This is a genomic window from Massilia sp. IC2-477, assembly GCF_020707265.1.
Classification (GTDB): Bacteria; Pseudomonadota; Gammaproteobacteria; order Burkholderiales; family Burkholderiaceae_D; genus Telluria.
In genome coordinates this window covers 720,706-744,140 of sequence record NZ_JAJFEQ010000001.1, presented here as the reverse complement: position 1 = coordinate 744,140, position 23,435 = coordinate 720,706, and the positions used below count along the sequence as shown (strand labels likewise).

Below are 23,435 nucleotides of genomic sequence, written 5' to 3'. Positions count from 1 at the left end.
CGCATGCATCCATCTTCCCTGCTTGCCCGGGTGTGGTCAAGCGAATCACGGTATGGATGCATCCCCGCTTTCAACGTCGTCGGCATGCAACACCGACCTTGCCGTAGAACATTAATTTCCACAGAGAATGTTTTATTTCCGTGAAAACAGATGCGGCAATTGCGCGCAACAGCAGCCAATCTCGGTCAATTTTCTTTCTAAATCTTAATGTTTGCCGTTCGCTAACGAAAAAAAATTGAGCATCGGAAAAATTTACTGTCTACAATAGTGCCTGTTACCGACGAGCTTGCTTCACCAGACCGATCATGAACATCTCCTTCCGCACTATCGCTGCCATCGCCCTGACCACCCTCCTGACCGCCTGCGGCGCAGGCCAGCAGGACAGCCAGTCGGCCATGACGCTCGGCTCGGCCGTGCAGAGCGACGTGAACGTTGCCGCCGTCACCGGTGTCGCCGCAGCCCCGGCTGCCGCTTCGACCGGCCCGGCCGTTGCTGCCGCCAGCGGCCCGCACAACCCGGTACCGGACTGCGCACCGGAAGGCTGCAACAGCCTGCGCATCATCGACGGCAATGCCGAAGCCTACCGCGTGGACGCGATGCGCCGCGCCGCCGCCGACCAGACCTGATTCTCCCTTCTTTCCAATAAAAAGACACACCGCCTGGTGTGTCTTTTTTTTTCGCCTGAGGCGGTTCAGCGTCCGATGGTGTTCCGACGGCGCAGGCTTGCGCCGAGCAGGGCCAGGCCGGTGGCCATCAGTAGCCAGTCCGCAGGTTCCGGCACCGCCGCCGCTGCCTCGCTCACCTGGGCGAAGGCGGCGTCCGCATAGGGCGTGCCGATGCCCTGCCCCGGCGTCAGTTCGAACTGCACGATGCCGTAGGGATCGCCCAGCACGCCGGCGGCGTCGTACAGGCCGATCGACAGCAGGCTGCTATCCGCACCGGTGTCCAGGCTCTGGTCGTCGCTGAACAGGATATCGAAGCCGAAGGCGCCGCCCAGGCTCAGGTCGAACTTCAGATAGCTGCCGAAATCCGGCAGGTTGGCCAGCACGATGCTGCCGTCCGGATTGAAGGTCACCTGCTCGGCCACGCTGGCCGCGCCGAACGCGCCGCTGAAGTTGCTCAGGGTCGCGCTCACTTGCGTGCTCGAGAAGGTGTGGAACATCAGGTCGAGGGCGCCGGCGCCCGTGCGGCCCGTGGTGTCGACATTGACGTGGTAGCTGATCGGGCCGGCCAGCGCCGCCAGCGAGCTGGTGGCAAGAAGCAGGGCCAGGGCTGCCTGGCGCAGGAAAGTCTTGGCGTTGAACATATTCTTATTCCTTAGAAGGTACCGGCGATGATGGCGGCGCTGTAGTTGAAGGCGACGCGTTTCGGGTTGTTGAACAGGAGATTGACCGTGACGGTTGCGCCCGGCGCGATCGAGCCGGTGCCGGCCGTGATGTAAGGCAGGCCGTTGTGGCTGCCGCTGGCGTTGGCCAGCGTCACGTCCGCCGGCAGGCCGCCGATCTTGACGTGGAACGGGCCGGTGATGGCCGCACCGGTCTTGTTGGTGAACTGGAAGCTGCCGCCGTACTGGCCGGTGGCGCGGTTCAGGGCCAGGGCGGAGCGCACCACCGAGAAGCTGGCGCTGGCGTCGATCCAGGTCGGCGTCAGGTTCAGGCTCACCAGCACCGGGTCGTGGTCCGAGGCGCGGAAGGCATCGTTGGCGAACAGGTCCTGGGTCTTCGGCGTGTTGCCGTTGCCGGTGTCGAAGTTGTAGTCGATGGTTTCCGGCTCGTCCGCGTTGTTGTGCCACTCGGCTGCGCCGGCCACCTGCGCGCTTAGCGAAGGCGTGGTGAGGGCGTGGTCGAGGTAGCCGCTTTCGCCGTCGAACACATAGGAATACACCAGGCCCTGTGGGCGCACGAAGCGTTCCAGTTCGTTGACCAGGCCGGCGTCCGTCAGGGCGGCGATCGGATCCTCGAAGCCGTGCGCGTTCATGTCGCCGATCACCAGCACGTCGTCGTCGCCTGCGGTCGACTTGACCAGCGGGATGAAGTATTCCGCCAGGCGCTTGGCCTGCAGCACGCGGGTGGCATTGAAGCAGCCCTGGCCGTCGCCGCGGTCGGTGTCCACGCCACTGCCCGACGGGCAGCCGGCCTTGGCCTTGAGGTGGTTGACGATCACCGAGAACTTCGCGCCGTTGGCGGCCTTGAAGGTCTGGGCCATCGGCGGACGGTTGTTGACGCGGTCGCCGTCGGACAGCGCCGTGCCCACGAGCGTCAGCGCGGCCGGCTTGTAGATCATGGCGACGCGGATCGCGTCGGTGCCGGTCGATGCCGGTTTCGGCACCACCGCATACACCGCGCTGCCCAGGACGGCGTTGATGCTGTCGACCAGGTACTGGACCGCGACGTCGCCGTTGTTCTGGATCTCCATCAGGCCCACCACGTCGGCGTTCAGCGCGACCAGCGACTTGACGATCTTGTCGCGCTGGCGCACGAACTCCTGCAGGTTGTCGGCGCCGCGGCAGTTGCCGGCGCTCGGGGCGCCGCTGCCGATGGTGCAGCCGAGCGTCGTCTTGCCCTCGACGTCGGTCAGGTCGGTGAAGGTGGTGAAGAAGTTCAGCACATTGGCGCTGGCGACCTTGACGCCGGCCGGCAGGCTCGGCACGCCCAGGCGCGGGTTGGTGCGCGAGAACTCCGGCGCCACGGTCGGCTGCAGCTTGAAGCCGGCGCCGCCGGCGCCCAGCGCGCCGAAGTCGAGCACGCCTTCCAGGCCGGTGACGGTGTCGCCGGCGCGCACGGTGCCGTCCACGCCGATGTAAGGGATTACGGGCGGTGCAGTGAAGATGCCGTCGTCGAGCGTGATCACATTGGCCGCATTGGCCGCCGCCATCGCGATCGCTTCCGGCGTGCCCGGACGGTAGCGGTTGGTCGGTACTTCCAGGCGGCCGTTGGAGAGGGTCAGCTCGCCGCGGGTGCCAAGGTACTTGTTCTGGTTGACGGTCAAGGGGTTTGTGATGCGCACCAGCATGCCTTCATAGCGCTCGAGGTCGCCGCCCGGGAAGCTGATGTTGGTGGCATGCACGGTCTGGCCGGCGCCCAGCACCGTCGACACGCTCTCGGTCAGCTCGGTGTAGGAGTTGCTGCCCGAAGGCAGGTATTCGGTCACGAGGCCGGTCACGCGCACGCGCTCGCCCGCCACGCCGTCGGTCGCGCCGTACACGAAGATCGCGTCGGAGGTCGCGGGATCGTTGTCGCCATCCGGGTCCTGCACGAAGTAGCCGCTGCCGACCTTGGCGGTGATGACGCCCTCGGTGGTCTGCGCCGTGCCCTGGAAGGGGCTGGCTGCGCCCGGGCCCTGGATCGCGGGGATGCTCTGGTTGCCGGCCGAACGCACGGTGACCGTGCAGGCCAGGCTCTTGCCGGCGTCGTTGGTGAAGCTCACCACCACCGCATGGTTGCCGGCCGCGGTGGACGAATCGACCACCAGCTTGACGCCGGCGGCGGCGTCACGGTCCGGCGAGGCGCTGAATTCTTCCAGGCGGATGCCGGCGACCAGGCTGGAGGTGATGGCGGCACTGGTAACGCGGTTGTCCTTGTCGCTGGCGTTCAGGATAGCGGACACGAGTTCGCCGTGCGGACGCACCAGGCTTGCCGGGCAGCTGGTGACGATTGGCGCGTCATTCGCGCCGCCGCACACGTTCAGCGGGGTGCCGCTGGTGCGCGGGGCCACCGCCAGCACCTCAAAGTCGTCCCCGTTGACGTCGGTGTCCGTGCAGCCGTTGCCGCGGCGCTGGGCCGACGTCTGGTTGCCGATGTTGCCAGTCGGGCTGCCGCCCTCGGCATTCGAACCGTTGCCATAGCCGACCAGGTCGACCAGGGCGCCGCCGCTCGGCGTGCTGCCGGTCAGCGGCGTGGTATTGCTCACCAGGGCCACCTTGCCGGAGGATCCACCCATTGGGATCGTGGTCGCCGGGATCAGGTCGGCCGGCGTATCCACCACGCCGGGCGCCCCGCCCGCGCCTGCCGCTTCACGGATCAGGTAATACTGGCCCGGGGCCAGGATGGTGTTGGCCGGGATGGCGGTCCTGTTGCTCCAGGAATTGCCGGTGCTGCTGGCGTATTGCACGCTCCAGCCGCCGATGTCGATGCTGGTGTTGCCGCGATTGAACAGCTCGATGAAGTCGTGTTTATAGGTCGCGCCGGTGGCGCCGCTGCCGTTGCCGCCGGCGCCGTAGACCTGGCTGATGACGACATTGGGCGAGGCGGCCAGCACCGGTGACGCCAGGCCGGCGAGCAAGGCGGCCAGCACGGTCAGGCGGCCCGGTGAATGGATGGAAGCGGCAAGCTTGTTCATGGTTTCCTGGAAGATAAGCCGAACGAATGTTATTAGGAAAAACGTTAGCAGAATGCAATTTACCATTAGCAAAAAGCATAGTAAATGGAGAAATTTACATCCGTGTGACAGTATTTCTCATTAGCATTCCACAAGGAAACTCATGCGTGGCGCGTATGCGTTCGCAAACAGCTCTGCCATAGGAGAGAGCGAGCGGATTAGCGTCCGCGGTAGGGCGCGGCCAGGGGTTCGCCAATGAAGAGGCCTTGTGACGGCCACGCAACACTCTTCCAGTAGGCTTCGATGGCGCTATTGCCGCTCAGGTAATGGCGCAGCAGGACGGAGGGGTTCGGGAATTTCTGCCAGTGGTTGCAGGGTTCACTGACGGTGCCGTAGCTGGCGGTGGCGCCCGCCTCCAGCCAGCGCAGGCTGCTCATCTGGCTGCCGCCGAGCAGGTCGCCGCCGAGCGAGGTCAGGTGGTCGGCCAGCGCGCCGGGCACGAAACCAAGCGTCTCCAGCTTGGCGACCTGGGCCATGCCGGTCTGGTAGACCAGGATGTCCTGGACGTTTTCCAGCACGTCGGCCTGCATCACCTTGGTGGTGACGCGGCGACCGGGAATGCGCCCCGGGCGCGGGAAGAAACCGGCGCGGGTGTTGCGCGCCTTTTCCGAGGTGGCCAGGTAATAGGCGGTGGCGGGCACGGTGCGAAAGCCCGCCGACACGCCGCGGTCGATCAGCGCTTTCGCCTTCTCCACCGACTCGGTCGGCAGCAGCATCGAGATGCGCATCCCGTGCTCGCTGAAGGGTCGCGCGGACTTGCTGTTGAAGTAGGCGCTGGGCTGGCCGGCCGCGCAGGTCTTGGCGCACTGGCCGCCGTCGAAGCCCAGGGTGTAGGCGCCGGTAATCGAATTGCAGTCGACCGCATAGGGCGCGGTCCAGACCATCAGCACCCCCTGCACGCCCGGCTTGAGCTGGCTGTCGATGTCTTCCTTCAGCAGGCGGAACTGGGCCGGACTGAGGCTGCGCGGCTTGCCGGGGATGCGCACGTGCACCACGTTAGCCGCGGGAATAGCCCGGCGCTTGCGATAGTACTCGCCAACCGCGACGCTGGACGGGTCTTCGTCATTGATGACGATGGCCAGTTCGGCTGGCTTGAGCGGTGCGGCGGCGGCCGGAGCGTGGATGGCGCAGATGGCGCCGAGGAGGGAGAACAGGACTACGCGCAGGCTGGCTGACAGGGTCGGTCGCATGGATCGGTCGCAGGATGAACGGATGGCGGAGCCGGGCTCCGCCGCCATCATGCCACAGCTTGCCGTTTTGTCAGCTGACGGCTGCCTGCCGGGCCGGGTTCAGTGCCTACGCTTGAGCGCCGGTTTGGCGCGGCGCCGCCATGCGGTCCAGCCCAGCAGGCCAATGCCGCCGATGTACATCGCCGTCGTACCCGGTTCCGGCACCAGCGAGATCGAGTAGACCTCGAGCGCGTCGACCCGGAACAGCTGGCCGCCGGTGCTGCCGTCGATGATGCTGGTGCCCTCGGACAGGCCGTCGCCATAGCTCACCTGCCAGGACAGGGCGGCGTTCAGGCGATCATTGACGAACAGGTCGGGACCGGCGCCGAAGGTCGGACCGTGGTTGGGTTCGTTGAAGGTCTGGCGCAGGCCGCGGTTGGGCAGGATGTCGTTCGACAGCACCTGGCGCCATAGCTGGGCGTCGGTGTAGTTGAAGATGAAGGCGGTGCGCTGCCAGTCGCGCGGCGTCTGGTGCCAGCCATCGGTGGACGACCAGCTCTGCGGATTGTAGCCGCCCACGACCCAGCTCTGGCCGAAGTCATTGGTCACCTGCAGCAGGGTGAAGGTCATGCCGGCGCCGTCGGCGGCCTCATGGAAATCGCGCGAGTTGTGGCCAAGCTGGCGCGTGTAGATGTTGCGCAGGTCCAGCGGGCCGGCGCCGAGCCAGCGTTCAAGCTGGCCATACAGGGTCAGGTCCAGCAGGGGTGTGCCGTTCTGGGCATGTGCGGCTGGTGCGGCCAGCGCGCTCAGCATGACACCCAGGGTGGACGCCGCAACGATCGATTTCATGATGCCCCCTCGTTCGGTTCAGTTGGGGGCATTGTATGCCCGCGTTACCACGGGGGTCCGCACGGTTCCGCTGCGCAAGCAGCGTCAGCCGTGCGGTGAGCGTCGCAGTGCGCCGTGTCAGGCGCGCTGGTAGATGTCCTCGAAGCGGACGATGTCGTCCTCGCCGAGGTAGCTGCCGGACTGCACTTCGATGAGGTCGAGCGGCAGCTTGCCCGGGTTTTCCAGGCGGTGGGTGACGCCGATCGGGATGTAGGTCGACTCGTTTTCCGACAGCAGGCAGACCTTGTCGCCGCAGGTCACGCGCGCGGTGCCCGACACCACGACCCAGTGCTCGGCGCGGTGGTGGTGCATCTGCAGCGAGAGCTTTTCGCCCGGCTTGACCGTGATGCGCTTGACCTGGAAGCGGTCGCCCGCATCGATGCCCTCGTAGTGGCCCCAGGGGCGGTACACGCGGGTGTGGTGCAGGTGCTCGGTACGGGCCTTGCTCTTGAGGTGGTCGACCACCTGCTTGACGCGCTGCACTTGATCCTTGTGGGTGACCAGCACCGCGTCCTGGGTCTCGACCACGACCAGGTTGTCGACCCCGACCACGGCCACGATGCGCGATTCGGCGCGCACCAGCGAGTTCGTGACATTGTCCAGGTAAACGTCGCCGCGCTGGGCATTGCCCTTGGCGTCCTTCGGCTGCACTTCCCACAGGGCCGACCAGGAGCCGACGTCGTTCCAGCCGATGTCGGCCGGGACCACGGCGGCATCAACCGTCTTTTCCATCACCGCGTAGTCGATCGAGTCGGACGGGCTGTCCGAGAAGGCCTTTTCTTCCAGGCGGCAGAAGTCGAGGTCGCGGTAGCCCGTGCTGACCGCCTTGTCGGCAGCAAGCGCGATGGCCGGCGCGTGCTCTTCCAGCTCCTTCAAGAAGCGCTCGGCATGGAACATGAACATGCCGCTGTTCCAGTAGTAGCCGCCTTCGTCGAGGAAGCCCTGGGCCGTGGCGGCGTCCGGCTTCTCGACGAAGCGCGCCACCTTGTAGCAGTCGCCGCAGTTGGCCACCGCGTCGCCGCGGCGGATGTAGCCGTAGCCGGTTTCCGGCGTCTTGGGCACGATGCCGAAGGTGGCCAGGGCGCCCTGCCCCACCAGGGTCACGGCGCGTTCGACCGCGTCGCGGAAGGCGGCGCCGTTTTCGATCACATGATCAGCCGGCAGCACCAGCATGATGGCTTCCGGGTCGATCGCTTTCAGGTAGTGGGCCGCCGCCGCCACCGCCGGAGCGGTGTTGCGGCCGACCGGCTCGAGCAGGATGCCGAGCGGGGTGATGCCGATCTCGCGCAGCTGTTCGGCCACCATGAAGCGGTGGTCGTTGCCGCAGACGACCAGCGGCGCCATCACTCCCGGCCAGCCGGCTACCCGTAGCGCAGTTTCCTGCAGCATGGTCCTGTCGGCTACCAGCGGCAGCAGCTGCTTGGGCAGCACGGCGCGCGAGAGCGGCCACAGGCGGGTGCCGGCGCCGCCGGAGAGGATGACTGGGTAAATTTTCATGCGCTTGCTTTCTCTTTGATTTTCTGTATGGCGTTCTGGGCCGTACCCTCGATGTCCTTGCGAACCGAACGGCGGCGGTCACGCGCGTTCAGCCATTCTTGCGACGAGTACTCCGAAGCGTGCTTCATCTCGCCCTTGCGGTCGACACTGTAATCCTTGAAAACGATCATTTCATGCAATGTTACATCATGCAACACCCGTGTGTATTCGAACAACACGCTGCGCACGATCTCGGCGCCTTCGCAGATGTGGCTGCCGTGGCCGATCCAGGTCGGGCCGACGATGCGCGCACCCGCTTCGATCTTGACGTTGGAGCCGATGTAGACCGGACCTTCAATCGTGGTGCCTTCCCAGTCGATGCTGGTGTTCAGGCCGGTCCAGACGCCCGGCTCGATCTGGATGCCCGGCACGTCCATGTGGTTGACCTCGCCGGTGAGGACCGTCTGCAGCACTTCCCAGTAGTCGCTCATGGTGCCGATGTCGAGCCAGTTGAACGGGCGGCCCTGGGCGTAGAACGGCAGGCCGCGCTCTGCCAGAAGGGGGAAGAGTTCGGAACCGATGTCGAAAGGCACCCCACTTGGGATCAGGTCGATGACTTCCGGCTCGAAGATGTAGATGCCGGTTGAGATGAAGTTGGACTTGGCTTCGGCTTCGGACGGCTTTTCCTGGAACTCGGTGATGCGCCCTTCGGCGTCGGTGACCACCACGCCATACGACGAGACCTTGTCCCACGGGACTTCCTTGGTGATGACGGTGGCCATCGCACCCTTGCGGCGGTGCTCGAGCAGCGCGGCCTTCAGGTCGAGGTCGATCAGGGCGTCGCCGCACAGCACGATGGTGGTGTCGTCGAAGAAGCCGCCGAATTCCTGGATCTTCTTCATGCCGCCGGCCGAGCCGATCGGTTCGGGGACGACTTCGCCGTCATCCTTGATGTAGCCCTCGAAGGAGTAGCCGATCTGGACACCGAACTGCTCGCCCTCGCCGAAGTACTCCTCGATCTTCTCGTGGAGCCAACTGACGTTGACCATGATTTCGGTCACGCCGTGCTTCTTGAGGTGTTCGACCAGGTAGGCCATCACGGGTTTGCCCAGCAGGGGAATCATGGGTTTAGGCAGGTCATAGGTCAGCGGGCGTACACGGGTGCCCTTGCCTGCAGCTAGGATCATGGCTTTCATCGGACCGTCCTTTACATTAGATTATTTGGCAGTGGTTTGGTAGCGCCACACGTCGGCGCACATTTGAGCGACGTCACGCTCGGCGGTCCAGCCCAGTTCTTCTCGGGCCTTGGCCGGGTCGGCGTAGCACTTGGCCACGTCGCCGGGGCGGCGGTCGACGATCTGGAAGGCGATCTTGCGGCCACTGGCCTGCTCGAAAGCGCGCACCATCTCGAGAACGCTGTTGCCGCGGCCGGTACCGAGGTTGTAGGTGACGATGCCCGGCCCCTTGGCCAGGCGGTCGAGGGTCTTCACGTGGCCGATCGCGAGGTCGACCACGTGGATGTAATCGCGCAGGCCGGTGCCGTCCGGCGTCGGGTAGTCGCCGCCGAACACGGACAGCTTGTCGCGCTGGCCGTTGGCGACCTGGGCGATGTAGGGAACCAGGTTGTTCGGGATGCCGTTCGGCTCTTCGCCGATCAGGCCGCTTTCGTGGGCGCCGACCGGGTTGAAGTAGCGCAGCAGCGCGATGCGCCACTCCGGCTCGGCCTTGGCCAGGTCGCGCAGGATGTCTTCGATCATCAGCTTGCTGCGGCCGTAGGGATTGGTGGCCGACAGCGGGAAGTCTTCGCGGATCGGCACCGAGGCCGGGTCGCCGTAGACCGTCGCCGAGGACGAGAACACGATGGTCTTGACGCCGAACTTGGCCATCGTCTCGAACAGGATGACGCTGCCGTTGACGTTGTTGTCGTAGTAGCGCAGCGGCTGCGCCACCGATTCGCCGACCGCCTTCAGGCCGGCGAAGTGGATCACGGCGTCGACCTTGTGCGCGCCGAAGACGCGCTCCATGGCCGCGCGGTCGCGGATGTCGGCCTCTTCGAAGACAAAGGTCTTGTCGGTGATGCGCTGCACCCGCTCGTGCACCGAGGAGACCGCGTTGGACAGGTTGTCCACCACGACCACTTCATGGCCGGCGTTCTGCAGTTCGACGACGGTATGCGAGCCGATGTAGCCCATGCCGCCGGTAACCAGGATCTTCATGTCGTTTCGCTCTCTGTGATATGTAAATTATATTAAATATGCAACTTTCAGTCGCACGGCATATCACCGCCACGCTCGCAGCCATGCGTTCACCCGGCGCCGGTCGCTGGGCGAAGGCGCGGGGGCCGCAAGGGCCAGGGGGCGGCGTCTCGTGTTCTTGTGTGTCCTGCTGGTGGGCGGCTTCTGCGGCCGCCCTATCCCTGTTTTACCTGCCTGCCTTTCAGGGCTTCCTTGAACAGCAGGCCGATGAAGGCCATGTCTTCAATGAAGTAGCGCCGGAACATGCGGCGCGGCTCCTGCAGGAAGCGGTAAAACCATTCGAGCCCGGATTTCTGCATCCACAGCGGGGCCCGCTTCACCTTGCCGATGGCGACATCGAAAGTGCCGCCGACGCCCATCGCGAAGGGAATCCGCATGTGGGCCTGGTACTTGCCGAGGAACTGCTCCTTCTTGGGCGAGCTGATCGCCACGAACAGCAGGTCGGCATTGCTGGCCCGGATCTGCTCGGCCACGGCCTGCTCTTCTTCCTCGCCCTTCCAGTAGCCGTTGCGGTAGCCCGCCAGCACCAGGCGTGGGTACTTGCGGGTATAGGTCTCGGCCACCTTGCTGACGACTTCCTCGCGTGCGCCGAGCAGGAACACGCGCCAACCCTTCTCGCCGGCGCGCCGCATCAGCGCTTCGAACAGGTCGACCCCGGCGACCCGTTCCTTGAGCGGCTTGCCGAGCAGGCGCGAGGCCCACACCACCGGCATGCCGTCGACGTTGATGAGCGCGCAGTCGTTGATGATTCTGCGCAGCTCGGCGTCACGGCTGGCTTTCACCAGCTTGTCCACGTTGACCACCACGTGCTGATGGGGCAAGCCGGACTGGATGAATCCTTCGACCTTGCCCAGTGTTTCTTCCATGGTCAGGTTATCCACCTGACAGCCCATCAACGTGATCCGGTCATCCATGTGATTCCTTTAATCGGTTAGGCGGCGAGGCCTTCCGGCTCTGCCGCTCCCGCGATCTCCCTGGCGAGGATCGCGACGATGCGTTCGGCCGCCTTGCCGTCCCACAGCTGCGGGCGGCGGCCCTGCTTGCCTTCGCCGCGCAAGACCTTCCTGGCTTCGCGCACGATGGCTTCGGGATCGGTGCCGGCCAGGACATTGGAGCCCTCTTCGACCGTCACCGGACGTTCGGTGTTTTCGCGGATCGTGACGCAGGGCACGCCCAGCGCCGTGGTTTCTTCCTGCAGGCCGCCGCTGTCGGTCAGCACCACGGCCGCGTCCTTCCACAGGTTGAGGAAGGCCATATAGGCCTGCGGGCCGGCCAGCGTGACGTTGGGGCCGAGGTCGATGCCGAATTTCTCGATGTTGGCGCGGGTGCGCGGGTGCACCGGGAAGATCAGCGGCAGTTCCTGGGCGATTTCCTTCAGCGCGCCGGCGATGCGGGCAAAGGTGGCCGGCTCGTCGACGTTGCTCGGGCGGTGCAGGGTCACCACGCCGTAGCGTCCACCCTTCTGCTGCTGCTCTGCCTTGAAGCCGCTGGTCTCGAAAGCCGAGGTATCGGCGCGCGACAGCTTGTCGGCCTGGTACAGCACGTTGTCCACCATCACGTGGCCGACGTAGTGCACGGCGGAATCCGGCTTGCCTTCGCGGCGCAGGTGCTCGACGGCAGCCGGCTCGGTGGCGAAGAACCAGTCCGAGATGCTGTCGGTGACGAGTCGGTTGATTTCCTCGGGCATGCTGATGTCGCCGCTACGCAGGCCGGCTTCGACGTGGGCCACCGGAATGACCAGTTTCTTGGCCACGATCGAGCAGGCCAGGGTCGAGTTGACGTCGCCCACCACCAGCACGGCGGCCGGGCGCTCGGCCATGCACAGTTCCTCGAAGGCCACCATGATCTTGGCGGTCTGCTGGGCGTGGCTGCCGCCGCCGGCCGCCATGAACACGTCCGGCTGCGGAATGCCGAGTTCCTCGAAGAACACGTCGTTCATCTCGCGGTCATAGTGCTGTCCGGTGTGGATGATCTTGAACGTCAACACATCCTGGGCCTGAAGGGCGCGCACGATGGGCGCGATCTTCATGAAATTCGGACGGGCGCCGGCAACGAGGTAAATCAGCATTTTGGACATTTCCCTTTTTTTAACTAGTTTTATTGTTGAATTTGGTAAATTTTTTGCTAATGCAGGAACGTTATTGTAAACCTGCATTCGACCGGAACGGCGGACGATACGGTCGTGATCCGCAGCACTTCGCACGGCCGCTTCGATTCATAGGTGCGCGAGCACCAGCCGAGCGGCGGGTTTTCCGCGCCGCGTACCAGTTCCAGCTGCAAATCGGCCCCGCTGGCCTGCATTTGCAGCACGAAGCGCTTGCCGCGCACGGACAACCCGTGGCTGGTCAGGCGCACGTCGAGTTCCGGCGCGAAGTGCCAGAACAGTTCGACCTTGTGCTGCTTGCGCGCCGACACTTCGTCGCGCACGGTCAGCGTGTTGCTGGCGCTGTCGAAGCGCACGCTGCGCATGTGGCGCACCGGGTCCGACAGGCGGGTATAGCCGTCGTGCGAGCCGCGAAAATCGAAGTCGTTCGGGCTGCTGGGCATGCGCTCGATGCGCGCCTCGGCCTTGCGCAGCCACATGAAGCGGCCGCCGCTGGTGGACTGGTCGAGGCCGTCGATGCGCACGGTGTTGTGGGCCGAGGTGCCGCGGAAGTAGTCGCGCCACTTCTGGTCCTGCCAGTAGGAATAGGTGCCGGGGTCGATCAGGCATTCCTCGCCCGCCACCGAGAGATTCAATGCCAGCGCGTCGGCATGGCCATGGGCGGCGATGCCGAGGTAGCCCAGCGGGCCGCAGTCGAGCATGCCCTTGATCTCGCTGTGCTCGCCGAAGTGGTTCCCAAACAGGAAGTAGCCGCCATCCGGGAAGGCCCAGCCGGTATCGACCTCGTGCGGATCGCAGTCGGGACGCGCGCCCGGCAGCGCATGCAGCAGCCAGCGCACGCCCGGATGATTGTCGACAGCGGCGCCGAACACGGTGTCGCCCAGCGCCAGCAACTGGGCGGCGCGATCGAGGCCGCCGGCGTCGAGGCGGAACACGCTGCCGTCGTCGGCGTCGCCCACCGCCGGCACGTTGCCGCCGACGTCGCGCACCGAGCGCAGGAAGCGCAGCGCGCGCTGCAGCGAGGCCCAGTAGTGGCGCGGGAAAGGCTGGCCGCAGGCCTGGCCCATCAGGCCGGCGACGAACAGGAATTCACTGGAGAAGATGTGGTAGGCAAAGGCCTGCTCGCGGTTGACGCCGTCGCGCGAGTACTGCGCCACGGCTTCGTGCTCGAGCTCGCGGCGCGCCTGCTCCATCCAGTCGGCCGACTCCTTCCAGCACGGCCAGGTGCTGGCGCCCACGTACAGGCCGGACAGTTCGCCGATCAGGTGGTTGTTGGCCGAGGAATGGCGCGACAGGTGGCGCGCGATGGTGCGGCAATGGGCGTGGATGCTGTCGAGCCAGTCGGCGCGCAGCTTCTGGCCGGATTCGCCGGCGAACAGCGCGCTGTTCTCGCCGCCGACCAGCTGCCACACCAGGCTCCAGTTGATCAGGCGGATGCCGAGTTCGAGCGAGCTGGTCCAGTTGGGGCCGGTCAGCGGCGGGCATTGGTCGAGCCAGCTGCGCAGCTGCTGTTCCAGCGCATGCAGCCAGCGCACCTCGCCGCTCAGGGTCCAGGCCTGGGCCAGGCGCACCAGGTGCAGGTGGCGGTTCAGCTCCCACACGTGCTTGATGTCGCCGACCAGTTCGCGATTCGTGATGGCGATGTCGCCGGCGTAGATGGACGGTCCGGTGACGCCGGTTTCAGGGTCGCGGTTCCAGGCGGTGGGCACGCCGACGTCGAAGCGGCGTTCGGCGAACAGCACCACGTGACCGGCGCAGATGCGGTCGGCGTCGAGCAGCAAGGCGTCGATTTCGGCCTGGTCGAGCGCAGGCGCACCCTGCACCGCCAGCGTGCGGGCACGCGGCAGGGGCGCGGGCGCCGTACGGCCGGCCATGCGGCGTCCCATCCTGGTCGCGGCCGCCTGGCGCATCCGGTAGCCCACTTCCGCCACCGACATGCATCTGAGCCGGTTCACCAGCCAACCTATCCTTACTGTTGCGTTCATCTCTTCCCCCCGCTTTGCGAAGTTGCCGCGATGCTGTCGCGCAGTTGCCGATACACCGCTGAAATTTGTCCGATCACGACGCCGGACTCGAATTCTTGCTCGATCGTGGCGCGCGCACGCGCGCCGAGGCGGCGACGTTCTTCGTCGTCACCGAGTAATTTGCTCAGGGCCTGCGCCAGTTGCTCGACCTTTCCCGGCTCGATCATCAGCCCATTGTCGCCGTCACGCAGCGCATCCGGAATACCTCCCACGCCGGTGCTGACCACCGCCTTGCCCGCTGCCATCGCTTCCAGCAGCGCCATCGGCAAGCCTTCCGCATGCGAAGGCAGGCAGAAGATCGACGCGCGCGCCAGCTCGTCGGCCTTGCGCTGTGCCGTGACCCAGCCCAGTTCCTCGATCCGGTCCAGCACGCCGGCGTCACGCGCCCGGCGCTTCACCTCAATCAGTTCGCCCTGCCCGCCGATCGCAAGGCGCATCTGCGGAAAGCGGTCCTTCAGCAGGGCCAGCGCGTCCACCAGTTCATAGATGCCCTTGCGCGGCTCGACCTGGCCCAGGAACAGGATGCGCCCCGCCTCGGAACGGTCCGCCGCAAGCGGCGGCAGCGGCACCGAGTTCGGGATCACCACCACCCTGGCCTGCGGCGCGAAGCCGTGCAGGAAGTCGGCCCAGCGCGTGGACAGGGCGATGACGACCGAACTCTGTTCCAGGGTATGGCGGATCCAGCGCCGCATCAGGGGGCTGGAACGCTCGATGAAACTGTCGAAGCAGGCGCCATGCAGGTGGAACACGGTCCTGGCGCCGCTGGCGCGGGCAAGGGCAAGCAGTACCGACTTGCGCACGAAGCTGCCGTTCGAGGCCGCGTGCGCATGGACGACTTCCGGGCGGCGCAGCAGGCAGGCGACAGTGCGCGCCAGGCCCTTGAGGGCGGCGCCGATCTTGGCCATGCGCGTGCCTTCGGCGTGGGTCGGGATGTAACACACCCCTTCGCGCTCGAACAGGCCGTTCTGGCGCAGCAGCGAGACCACGGTGGCTACACCGCCGCGTCCGCCAGGCTCGGTCCCCAGCATGAGCACCCGTGGCGACGCGTGCGTCGCCGCTGGCGCTGCTGGTGCCGATGCCCGGTTCATGCCATGTGCCTTTCCTTCATCTGCCTGCAATCAAGTTTGCAAAATAGAAATTCTCTTGGATGGTACAACACAGTTTTCCCCAGCATGCGCACGATACGATGCCTGACAGACTCCAGTGTTGCTTTTTCAACTCGATTGCGGCAGGATTTTTGTGTACGTTTCTGCAACAATCCGACCCAGAATAGCATAGGTGCGGTGGCTGTTAACGTACGCTGGGCCACGTTGCGCAAACTCGGCGGCGAGCCCGGGATCGTCCAGCAGGCGTTTGATGGAGGCGGCAAACGGCCCCGCCTCCATCGGCGCGCACAGCCCTGCCCGGCTTTCCTCGATCACCAATTGCTGGTCCGGGATGTCATTCGCCACGCTGGGGATGCCCAGCGCCAGGTATTCCACCAGCTTGGTCGGCGAGGACACGTCGAACAGGGTGCCGCGCGGGATCGGCGACAACCCGACCTCGGCCCGCACCGCATAGCCCAGGGCCACATGCTGGGGCAGCCAGCCGGTCAGCAGCACGTGCTGCCCAATGCCGCGGCGGGCGATCTCGGCGCGCATCCAGTCCATTTCGTCGTTCGAGGCGGCGTCGCCGGCAATCACCAGGAGCACGTCGGGCAGGTCCTGTTTCAGGACCTCCGCCACGTCCAGCAGGAAGTCGGAACGGCGCGCCTGGGCGATGCGGCCGAGGTAGAGGATCACGCGGCGGCCGTCCAGGCGTGCATCCTCGACCGGCGCTACCCTGCCGCGGTCGAACAGGCTGGCGTCCACGCCCATCGGCACGGCCGTCATGCGGCTGCGCTCGAAGCCCTTGCTTGCGAGCCAGTCCGCCATGGCTTCGCTCTGGACGAAGATGTGGCGCGCGCCGGGCAGCACCAGGTGGTAGATGACGAAACGGGAGGCGGCAGCGCGCAGGGCGTGGGCGAGCCATGTCAGGCCCTTGCCGCGGCTGCCGATCTCGTCGCGCCGCACCTCGAAGCCTTCGACGATCGGAAAGGACATCCAGTAGATGAAGGGGACGCGCAGCACGGCGGCGGCCATCCGGCCCAGCAGGCCGGAGGCGATCTTGTCGCGCACCTGGATGCAGTCGGGCCGGCGGCGGCGCCGGGCCTGCAGCAGGCCGCGCAGGTCCCACAGGGGCGACAGGATGGCGGCAAAGCGCGACTTCAGGCTGCCCACCGTGTGCATGCCGCCGGCCGGCCACGGGGCATCGGCTTCGCTGCCGGACTGCCCCACCAGTTCGGTGTTGACGCCATAGCGCGGCATCTCGGCGCCGAACAGGGTCAGCACGTCGGCGCGCAGCGGCGGCAGCGGATCTCGGACGATGAAAGCAATGGACAGGGGCTTGCGCATACTGTTCGGTTCAATCATGGGCAAGCGATTCTAGCCCAGCGTTTTCCGCGCACGCTTCAGCGGCATGGCGCTAATGTGCGCTGCAACACATCCAGGCTTAAAAAGAATACCTTGCCGGCCCCGCGTCAGCACAGCGAGGTCCGCAGCGCCGAAGCCTCGAAATAGATCTGGCGGATCACCGGATGCTCGGCGGCCACCGCCGCCTCGATCCGCGCGATCGCCTGCTCCACCTCGTCGATCGGCATGCCGCGCCGAAACTGGACCGAGGCCGCCAGCAGCACTTCCTCCGGCCCCATCTGCATGGTGCGCAGGCTGGTGACGCTGTCCAGCGCCGGCTCGCGCCTGAACAGCGTGTACAGGGCAGCGAGCTGGTCGCGGTCGATGCTTTCGCCGACCAGCAGGCCGCCGGTCTCGCGCGCCAGCATGAAGGCAGCCGCGATCAGCAGCAGGCCGATCAGGATCGAGGCGATCGGGTCGGCGTACGGGTTGCCGAAGTACTGGCCGAGCGCGATGCCCAGCGCGGCGATGCCAAGGCCCAGCAGCGCCGCCGAGTCTTCGATGAAGACCGTGAACACCGAGGCATCCTTGCTGGCGCGCACGGTCTGCCAGAGCGAGGCGCCCGGCTTGCGCACCGCGTTCAGGGCCTTGCGCGAGACGTTCCAGCTATAGCCTTCGAACAGGGCCGCGACCCCGAGCACGACATAGTTCCAGGTCGGGTCTTCTAGCGGCGGCGGGTTTTCCAGCGCATCGATGCCGTGGTAGATCGACAGTCCGCCGCCCAGCGAAAACACGGACAGGGCCACGATCAGGGCCCAGAAGTACAGCGACTTGCCGTAGCCGAAGGGATGCTTGCGGTCAGCCGGGCGCGTGCTGCGGCGCTCGCCCAGCAGGAGCAGGAATTCGTTGCCGGTGTCGACTGCCGAGTGGATGCCTTCGGCCACCATCGCCGCGCTGCCGGTGATGCCGGCAACGATGAACTTGGCCGTGGCGATGCCGAGGTTGGCCACGATGGCGGCGTAGATGACTTTCTGCGAGCCGCTGCGCGAGGTCGCCTCGGCGCTCACGTCGGCTTCGCGGACCGTGGCATCCACCGTTTTACTGTCGGGCATGGCGTCCTTCATGATTCCTCCGGATAGGAAGGCCAGCCTGATGCAGCCGGGAGAGACCGTCTGTGCGGGTGCGCACGCGCGCCGGATGGTTCAAGCCGCGGCGCGGCTTTCCTTCCACTGCCGCAGGCGCGGCAGCAGCCCGGCACTGGCCTGGCTGTCGAGCTTGCGGCAGAAGTGGGCGTTGGAGGCGCGGATGCGCTCGAAGTCGGCGGCGTCCAGCACCTTCGGATTGCGTGCGCCCTGCTCCGGCCACTGCACGTAGCGAAAGTTATCGGACAGGACGCGAACGGCGAAGCGCGAGTGCATGACCAGGGTCTGGAACAGCATCTCGTCAGGGCACTGGACGGTGCGCATGAAGCGCAGCAGGCGCGGATGGCTGTCCGCCAGGCGCAGCGCTTCAAGCAGGCAATCGCGCGACAGGGCCCACCAGGATGCCCCGCCGTGCGGCGCGAAGCCGTCCGGCATCCGGCGCCGCTGTCCCGTGAGGCGCAGCATGCGGTTGGCCAGGCCGCAGGCCAGGCGCTCCAGCTTCCCTCCCCCCTCGCGGTGGAAGAATTGGTAGCGAAAGCCCACGTTCCAGCCATCGGGCCGGATCGGCGCCGTCTCCAGCAGCTCATGGGCTTGCAAGCGCATGAGCTCGCGCTTGAGAAGCTCATTGGGCAGCAGCGGATAGTCCTGGGCGGACAGGAAGATCACCTTGTCGAAGTCAGGCTGCTCGCGCAGGATCTGGCGCAGCGAAACGAGAGTGGCCTGAACTTGCGAGAAGCCGCCCCAGCGCACGTCGATGCGCGGCGCAACTCGAATGGCGGAGGGATGCAGCGCGGCGGGATCGAGCGCGCTCTTGCGGTCGAGGTGGACGTAGACGATGAAGTCGGGATCGCGCAGCGCTTCGACCAGGCTGTTCAACTGGTCGATGTCCTTGTGCGCACAGATCAGGAATACCTGCTTCATCGCCCTCCCCCAAAAGAAAAGTCCCCCGCAGCGCCTGGCCGCGGAGGACTTTTGCTGCGCGCCGAGTCTAGCATGGCACGCCTCGGGGACAGCGCCCGCTTAGTTGATGCTCACCGTCTGGCCGCCCACGGTCACGGTACGCACCGAGCCCGAAGTCGAGATGTTCACGGTCGGCTTCTTGCAGCCGACGTCGAGCAGCACCAGGTACTCGGCGGTGGTGTTGGCGTTGGCCTTCAGGTAGAAGGCGCCGTGGTCTTCCACCACGTTGGTCTTGGCGCCCGGGCCGATCCACTTGGCGAAGCTGGCGTTGGTGTTCAGCGAACGCACGCACAGCGACTGGCCGCCGGCCTCGACCTTCACGTTCTGGCCGTTCTCGACGCTCATGATGGCCGGGGTGTGCATGTTCCACTCATAGGTGCGGGCCACCGTGCTGGCCAGGCGGTCGCGCACCAGGACGGCGTTGCCGGCGTTGCGCAGATGCCAGACCTGGCGCTTGGCCATGGTCAGCTGGCCGCCATACGACGGCGTCGCGTCGCCTTCGGCATAGTCGTAGCTCGGCTGTGCGGTAAAGGCGGTGATCTTGCCGTTACGCTGCAGCTGCTCGCGGTAGCCGTTCACCATCTGGCCCTTGCCGCCGTCGAAGGTGATCGCGTTCTGCGAACGGGTCTGGTGGTACCAGTCGGTCCAGTATGGCGAACCGTACCAGTCGTACCAGCCGGCCTTGATCAGCAGCGGCTGGCCGGCGATCGACAGCAGCAGGCCGTTCTGGTCGCCGTGGCTGTGGTTGAACGAGCCATAGGGGCTGGACTTGAAGTAGGTCGAGGTGCGCGCGGTCGAACCGAGGTTGCTGTGCATCGCCACCCAGCCGACGGTCGGGTAGTAGGCCGAGTTCTGCGGCGCTTCCTGGTAAGTCGTGTAGGTCACCGGCAGCGGGTATTCGGCCTGCAGCAGCGACATGGCGTCTTCCATGCCGGTGGTGTTCTTCACGTACCAGGCGGCGCGCGGCGACCACATGCGCGAGGCGAAGGCGCGGAACACGCGCGGGTCCGGCTTGGTCTCGGAGGCGTCGCCGAAGGCGTGCGTGCGTGCGCCCGGCGGGGTGAATTCCATCGCGAAGTCGAGGAAGCCCAGGGTCCAGGGCTTGCCGAAGAAGTTCACGCCGCTGGCGTTGGTGAGCGGATCCCACAGCGCCAGCAGGTAGCCGGCCGCGTATTCGGCGTAGGCGGTGCCGTTGGCGTAGCCGCCTTCCGGGCCGCCCCAGGGGTTCGGGCTCAGCGCATAGGCGCGGAACGAGAAGTCGAACCAGGTCTGGGCTTCCGGGATGTCGCCCAGGGTCAGGGTCGAGATCAGGACCAGGAACACCAGGCTGGTATTGCCGTGCGAGTCGAACGGGTACTGGTCGAGGCGGCCGTTGTCGCCGGCCAGGTTGTTGTAGATGACCGTGGTGCGGGCCTTGATCGAGGCCAGCCAGCGCGCCTTGCGGGTGCCGTCCAGCGAGCTGCCCAGCAGGTCGATGGTCTTGGCCAGGCCCCAGGCGATCTGGCGGGTGGCCTGGTCCTGGTTCTCGTAGCTGGTCGGGCCGTATGGGTTGAGCGCGGCCAGCTCGTCGCCGCGGCGCAGCGCTTCGGTCAGGAAGGCCGCGTCGCCGCGCAGGCGCCAGGTCAGCGCCGCCGCTTCCATCTGGCGGGTCGCTTCGTTGATGCGCTGGCGCACGTCGGTCTGCTGGCTGGCCATGGCGGCGGTCAGCGGCGAGGTGATGACGATCGACCAGCGCGAGTCGCTCAGGGACGGCACGGCCGTGGTCTGGGCCTTGACTTCGTTGGCCAGGCGGCTCAGGTAGGGCTCGAGGGTGGTGCGCTTGGCATAGTTCCAGGTCGAGAACGGGGTGACCGACGAGGGCAGCGAGCGCGGACGGGCCTTCGAGAGGATGCGGTTGCGCAGGGTCGCGTTGTCGGGCACTTCGAACACGGTCGAGCGGCTGGTGATCGAGAAGGTGCGCGGGCTCGACCATTCGCTGCTGCCGGCCGGGCGTACGCGCCAGGTGTAGTTGCCGAGGGCCATGGCCTTGGTCGGCAGGTACCAGTTGCGGTCGACAACGACCTTGGTCGGGCTTCCGCCCACCGGGGTGATCTCGATCTCGTAGCTGGCCGGACCGGTGGCGTGGCGGGCCCAGGTGAATGCGGGTGGGTTCTGCGCCTGCACCTGGTTCATTTCAGGCTTGGCCTGGACGACCAGGGGATCGGTCGACTGGACCCAGTCGGCACGTGCGCCTGCGCTCGCGAACAGCGAGGCGAAGGCAGCGGCCAGGAACAGGCTCTTCCGTTGAAATTGCATGTGGGTGCTCCAAGAAAAAAACTGAAATTCCGTGCGCCGTTCCGGGCTGTGCCCGCGGCTCGAGAAAGGTTTGCTGCGCTTGAAAAGCGACTTACTTGACAGGACTAATCCTACCCCAAAGTAAGTTGAACGCAGGCAAATTCCCCAAAGAAATCACCGATTTTTTGCTTGCTTTGCAGAAATCCCACGACAGAATTTCAACTTTTACAGGCCAATATTTTCAGGCTTTTAACGGTCGTAAACGGGCTGAAAAGACAAAACGGCAAAGCTGTCGGATTGCTATCGTTTCATGCAACCGGCACTGCGCGCGCCTCGGCCTGCAGCGCGCGCATGCGTTTCAGGTAGCGCAGGCAGTAAATACCGAAGGCCAGCGGCGCCTTGTCCATGTGGCGCCGGCGCACGTTGAACTCTTCCTGGCGCGCCTTGATGCGGTTGGCCGAGGACACGCTGCCCTCGTGGTCGCGGAACACCGTCAGCGGCTGGTCGATCATGGCCGGGCGCGATACCGCACCCAGGCGCAGCCACAGGTCGATGTCCATCGCGTACTTGAGCTTTTCGTCGAAGCTGCCGACCCGCTCGAAGGCGGCCTTGCGGATGAACACGGCCGGGTGCGGGATCGAGCTGCGCCCGGCCACGAAGGAGCGATAGGAAAAAGCCGGCATCGCATAAGGCGGCACCATCTTGCCGTTCTTCAGGACCTGGATATTGCCGTAGACCCAGTCAACGGGACGCCCCTGCGCCTGCGCCTCCTCGAAAGTGCGCTTGACGGTGGCCAGCACGTCGGGGCCATTGTAGTAGTCGTCCGAATGCAGGTGCGCGATGTATTCGCCGCGCGCCGCTTCGATCCCCTGGTTCATGGCGCGGCTGATGCCGCCGCCCACGTCGCGCAGCACCCGCTTGTTGCCGGGCCTGTCCTGCAGGTAGGCCGCGATCATTTCCAGGGTGCCGTCGGTGGAGCCGCCGTCGACGAAGATGTGTTCGTAGTCCTGGCAGGTCTGGGCCTGGACCGAGGCCAGGGTGTCGGCCAGGGTGGCGGCGCTGTTCCAGGTGCAGGTGACGATGGAAAACGTCGGCTTGGCGGTGGAGAGGGTCGAAGGATTATTGTTCATAAAAGTCCACGATCTTGGGAATAGCCTGGTAAACGTCCATCCCGGCGGACGCCGGCAAGGGACGCGCTTGTGCCGGCCGCGCCAGTTCGTCGACTAGGTGCGTGACCAGCTCCGGCATCGACGTGGCCAGGCGCAGCTGGCCGGGATAGGACTCGTAGACGGCAAGCTCGGGATTGCCGCCGCGCGCCAGCGCCAGGCAGGGCCGGCCCAGCGCCAGTGCTTCGAGGATGGTGGTGCCGCAGGGTTCTTCCCACACCGAGGGCACGACGCAGACATGGCTGGCGGCCGTGAGCGCCGCCACTTCCGTGTTTGGCTGCCAGCCGAGGAAGCGCACCTGCTCGCTCGCATACTCGGCTTCGAGGCGCGCGCGCAGCGGGCCGTCGCCGACCACCAGCACCTGCGCCTGCGGCGGCAGGCGGCCGCGCGCGCTTGCGAGGAATTCGGCGAAGCCCTTGCCGGTATCGATGCGGCCGGCCAGCAGCACCTGGCCCGCCTTGGGCGTGCCGCCGTTTTCCGCCAGGCGCGCCAGCTTGCGGTAGTTAATGAAGTTGTGGATCACGCGCGAGCGCGACAGGTCGGCGTGCGGCAGCGCGCGCAGGAACTGGCGGCGCAGGAAGTCCGACACGAAGATGGTCTTGTGGCGGGCGAAAGTGCGCTCGGTCTCGTCGCGGTAGCGCGCCACCGCATGGCCCGACAGAAGGCTGCGTACCGGTCCGGGCGCCGCATGGGCGCAGGCGGCGCAGGCACGCGGTGAAGTCTCGGTACACACGGCGTCGCCCTTGAAGCGCAGGTGGGTCACGCATTCGCTGCCCTGGTCGTGGCGGGTCTGCACGAAGTTCAGCGCCGGGTCGACGTACAGCCCGGCCATGGGCAGGTGGCCGTGGTAGTGCACCACGTCGTAGTTGCCGATGGCAAGGGCATGCTCGGACAGCGCGCGCGCCACCTTCGCCGCGAACCAGGGCCGCTTGGCCGGATTGAAGAAGCCGAGCTGGGCTTCCTTCCAGCCCACCCGGCGAAAATCGAAACCCGGAACGAAGCGCCCCTGGAAGCCGATCTCCTCGGCGCTCTTGGGGTGGGCGCGGTCGGAACGGCCCATGATGTCGACGTGGTGGCCCTCTTCCATCAGGGCGTTCGACAGGGTGACGACATGCTTGGCCAGGCCGCCGAGCTGGGCGCCAGGCAAATCTTCCGAAACCATCAATATCCG

18 protein-coding genes are annotated in these 23,435 nt (G+C 65.9%); 1 reads left to right on the top strand and 17 read right to left on the bottom strand.

Annotated elements, in window-relative coordinates; translation table 11 throughout:
• The first annotated feature begins 305 nt into the window (after nt 1–305).
• Nucleotides 306–626 (top strand): hypothetical protein, encoded by a 321-nt coding sequence (locus tag LK542_RS03325; protein WP_227810785.1) that lies wholly within the window; start codon nt 306–308, stop codon nt 624–626.
• A 65-nt stretch (nt 627–691) separates the two neighbouring features.
• Here LK542_RS03325 and LK542_RS03320 read toward each other — a convergent pair whose 3' ends face one another.
• From LK542_RS03320 to LK542_RS03240, 17 genes are all read right to left on the bottom strand, one after another.
• Nucleotides 692–1,306, bottom strand: coding sequence for an NF038129 family PEP-CTERM protein (locus tag LK542_RS03320; RefSeq protein WP_227810784.1), 615 nt, complete (start codon nt 1,304–1,306; stop codon nt 692–694).
• 11 nt (nt 1,307–1,317) lie between these two features.
• Nucleotides 1,318–4,338, bottom strand: coding sequence for an ExeM/NucH family extracellular endonuclease (locus LK542_RS03315; RefSeq protein WP_227810783.1), 3,021 nt, complete (start codon nt 4,336–4,338; stop codon nt 1,318–1,320).
• 197 nt (nt 4,339–4,535) lie between these two features.
• Nucleotides 4,536–5,567, bottom strand: coding sequence for a TIGR03790 family protein (locus LK542_RS03310; RefSeq protein ID WP_227800547.1), 1,032 nt, complete (start codon nt 5,565–5,567; stop codon nt 4,536–4,538).
• Between the two features lie 99 nt (nt 5,568–5,666).
• Nucleotides 5,667–6,395: a PEP_CTERM-anchored TLD domain-containing protein gene (locus tag LK542_RS03305; RefSeq protein ID WP_227800546.1), complete on the bottom strand. Its 729-nt coding sequence runs from the start codon at nt 6,393–6,395 to the stop codon at nt 5,667–5,669.
• Between the two features lie 117 nt (nt 6,396–6,512).
• Nucleotides 6,513–7,931, bottom strand: a complete 1,419-nt coding sequence (locus tag LK542_RS03300; RefSeq protein WP_227800545.1) for a mannose-1-phosphate guanylyltransferase/mannose-6-phosphate isomerase — start codon at nt 7,929–7,931, stop codon at nt 6,513–6,515.
• Complete coding sequence (locus tag LK542_RS03295) at nt 7,928–9,106, bottom strand: sugar phosphate nucleotidyltransferase (RefSeq protein WP_227800544.1); 1,179 nt, start codon at nt 9,104–9,106, stop codon at nt 7,928–7,930. Before LK542_RS03295 ends, LK542_RS03300 begins: the two co-directional genes overlap by 4 nt.
• Before the next feature lie 21 nt (nt 9,107–9,127).
• Nucleotides 9,128–10,126, bottom strand: a complete 999-nt coding sequence (gene galE / locus LK542_RS03290) for a UDP-glucose 4-epimerase GalE (RefSeq protein WP_227810782.1) — start codon at nt 10,124–10,126, stop codon at nt 9,128–9,130.
• Between the two features lie 194 nt (nt 10,127–10,320).
• Nucleotides 10,321–11,031: a WecB/TagA/CpsF family glycosyltransferase gene (locus tag LK542_RS03285; protein WP_227810781.1), complete on the bottom strand. Its 711-nt coding sequence runs from the start codon at nt 11,029–11,031 to the stop codon at nt 10,321–10,323.
• 65 nt (nt 11,032–11,096) lie between these two features.
• Nucleotides 11,097–12,233: a non-hydrolyzing UDP-N-acetylglucosamine 2-epimerase gene (gene wecB / locus LK542_RS03280; protein ID WP_227810780.1), complete on the bottom strand. Its 1,137-nt coding sequence runs from the start codon at nt 12,231–12,233 to the stop codon at nt 11,097–11,099.
• A 56-nt stretch (nt 12,234–12,289) separates the two neighbouring features.
• Nucleotides 12,290–14,224, bottom strand: coding sequence for a heparinase II/III family protein (locus LK542_RS03275; protein WP_227810779.1), 1,935 nt, complete (start codon nt 14,222–14,224; stop codon nt 12,290–12,292).
• Nucleotides 14,225–14,250: 26 nt separating this feature from the next.
• Nucleotides 14,251–15,381 (bottom strand): glycosyltransferase family 4 protein, encoded by a 1,131-nt coding sequence (locus LK542_RS03270; RefSeq protein WP_227810778.1) that lies wholly within the window; start codon nt 15,379–15,381, stop codon nt 14,251–14,253.
• Nucleotides 15,382–15,507: 126 nt separating this feature from the next.
• Nucleotides 15,508–16,743, bottom strand: a complete 1,236-nt coding sequence (locus tag LK542_RS03265; protein ID WP_227810777.1) for a glycosyltransferase — start codon at nt 16,741–16,743, stop codon at nt 15,508–15,510.
• A 107-nt stretch (nt 16,744–16,850) separates the two neighbouring features.
• Nucleotides 16,851–17,834, bottom strand: a complete 984-nt coding sequence (locus LK542_RS03260) for a cation diffusion facilitator family transporter (RefSeq protein WP_227810776.1) — start codon at nt 17,832–17,834, stop codon at nt 16,851–16,853.
• Nucleotides 17,835–17,924: 90 nt separating this feature from the next.
• Nucleotides 17,925–18,785 (bottom strand): beta-1,6-N-acetylglucosaminyltransferase, encoded by an 861-nt coding sequence (locus LK542_RS03255; protein WP_227810775.1) that lies wholly within the window; start codon nt 18,783–18,785, stop codon nt 17,925–17,927.
• Nucleotides 18,786–18,884: 99 nt separating this feature from the next.
• Nucleotides 18,885–21,119 (bottom strand): DUF4962 domain-containing protein, encoded by a 2,235-nt coding sequence (locus LK542_RS03250; RefSeq protein ID WP_227810774.1) that lies wholly within the window; start codon nt 21,117–21,119, stop codon nt 18,885–18,887.
• A gap of 287 nt (nt 21,120–21,406) precedes the next feature.
• Nucleotides 21,407–22,228, bottom strand: a complete 822-nt coding sequence (locus LK542_RS03245) for a glycosyltransferase family 2 protein (protein WP_227810773.1) — start codon at nt 22,226–22,228, stop codon at nt 21,407–21,409.
• Nucleotides 22,218–23,426, bottom strand: coding sequence for a glycosyltransferase family 4 protein (locus LK542_RS03240; protein WP_227810772.1), 1,209 nt, complete (start codon nt 23,424–23,426; stop codon nt 22,218–22,220). Before LK542_RS03240 ends, LK542_RS03245 begins: the two co-directional genes overlap by 11 nt.
• Between the last annotated feature and the right edge of the window lie 9 nt (nt 23,427–23,435).

Excerpts from the sequence above, each read along its gene's own strand:
- LK542_RS03325 (WP_227810785.1), top strand. The coding sequence starts at position 306 with ATGAACATCTCCTTCCGCACTATCGCTGCCATCGCCCTGACCACCCTC.
- LK542_RS03320 (WP_227810784.1), bottom strand. The coding sequence starts at position 1,306 with ATGTTCAACGCCAAGACTTTCCTGCGCCAGGCAGCCCTGGCCCTGCTT.
- LK542_RS03315 (WP_227810783.1), bottom strand. The coding sequence starts at position 4,338 with ATGAACAAGCTTGCCGCTTCCATCCATTCACCGGGCCGCCTGACCGTG.
- LK542_RS03310 (WP_227800547.1), bottom strand. The coding sequence starts at position 5,567 with ATGCGACCGACCCTGTCAGCCAGCCTGCGCGTAGTCCTGTTCTCCCTC.
- LK542_RS03305 (WP_227800546.1), bottom strand. The coding sequence starts at position 6,395 with ATGAAATCGATCGTTGCGGCGTCCACCCTGGGTGTCATGCTGAGCGCG.
- LK542_RS03300 (WP_227800545.1), bottom strand. The coding sequence starts at position 7,931 with ATGAAAATTTACCCAGTCATCCTCTCCGGCGGCGCCGGCACCCGCCTG.
- LK542_RS03295 (WP_227800544.1), bottom strand. The coding sequence starts at position 9,106 with ATGAAAGCCATGATCCTAGCTGCAGGCAAGGGCACCCGTGTACGCCCG.
- galE (WP_227810782.1), bottom strand. The coding sequence starts at position 10,126 with ATGAAGATCCTGGTTACCGGCGGCATGGGCTACATCGGCTCGCATACC.
- LK542_RS03285 (WP_227810781.1), bottom strand. The coding sequence starts at position 11,031 with ATGGAAGAAACACTGGGCAAGGTCGAAGGATTCATCCAGTCCGGCTTG.
- wecB (WP_227810780.1), bottom strand. The coding sequence starts at position 12,233 with ATGCTGATTTACCTCGTTGCCGGCGCCCGTCCGAATTTCATGAAGATC.
- LK542_RS03270 (WP_227810778.1), bottom strand. The coding sequence starts at position 15,381 with ATGAACCGGGCATCGGCACCAGCAGCGCCAGCGGCGACGCACGCGTCG.
- LK542_RS03265 (WP_227810777.1), bottom strand. The coding sequence starts at position 16,743 with ATGATTGAACCGAACAGTATGCGCAAGCCCCTGTCCATTGCTTTCATC.
- LK542_RS03260 (WP_227810776.1), bottom strand. The coding sequence starts at position 17,834 with ATGCCCGACAGTAAAACGGTGGATGCCACGGTCCGCGAAGCCGACGTG.
- LK542_RS03255 (WP_227810775.1), bottom strand. The coding sequence starts at position 18,785 with ATGAAGCAGGTATTCCTGATCTGTGCGCACAAGGACATCGACCAGTTG.
- LK542_RS03250 (WP_227810774.1), bottom strand. The coding sequence starts at position 21,119 with ATGCAATTTCAACGGAAGAGCCTGTTCCTGGCCGCTGCCTTCGCCTCG.
- LK542_RS03245 (WP_227810773.1), bottom strand. The coding sequence starts at position 22,228 with ATGAACAATAATCCTTCGACCCTCTCCACCGCCAAGCCGACGTTTTCC.
- LK542_RS03240 (WP_227810772.1), bottom strand. The coding sequence starts at position 23,426 with ATGGTTTCGGAAGATTTGCCTGGCGCCCAGCTCGGCGGCCTGGCCAAG.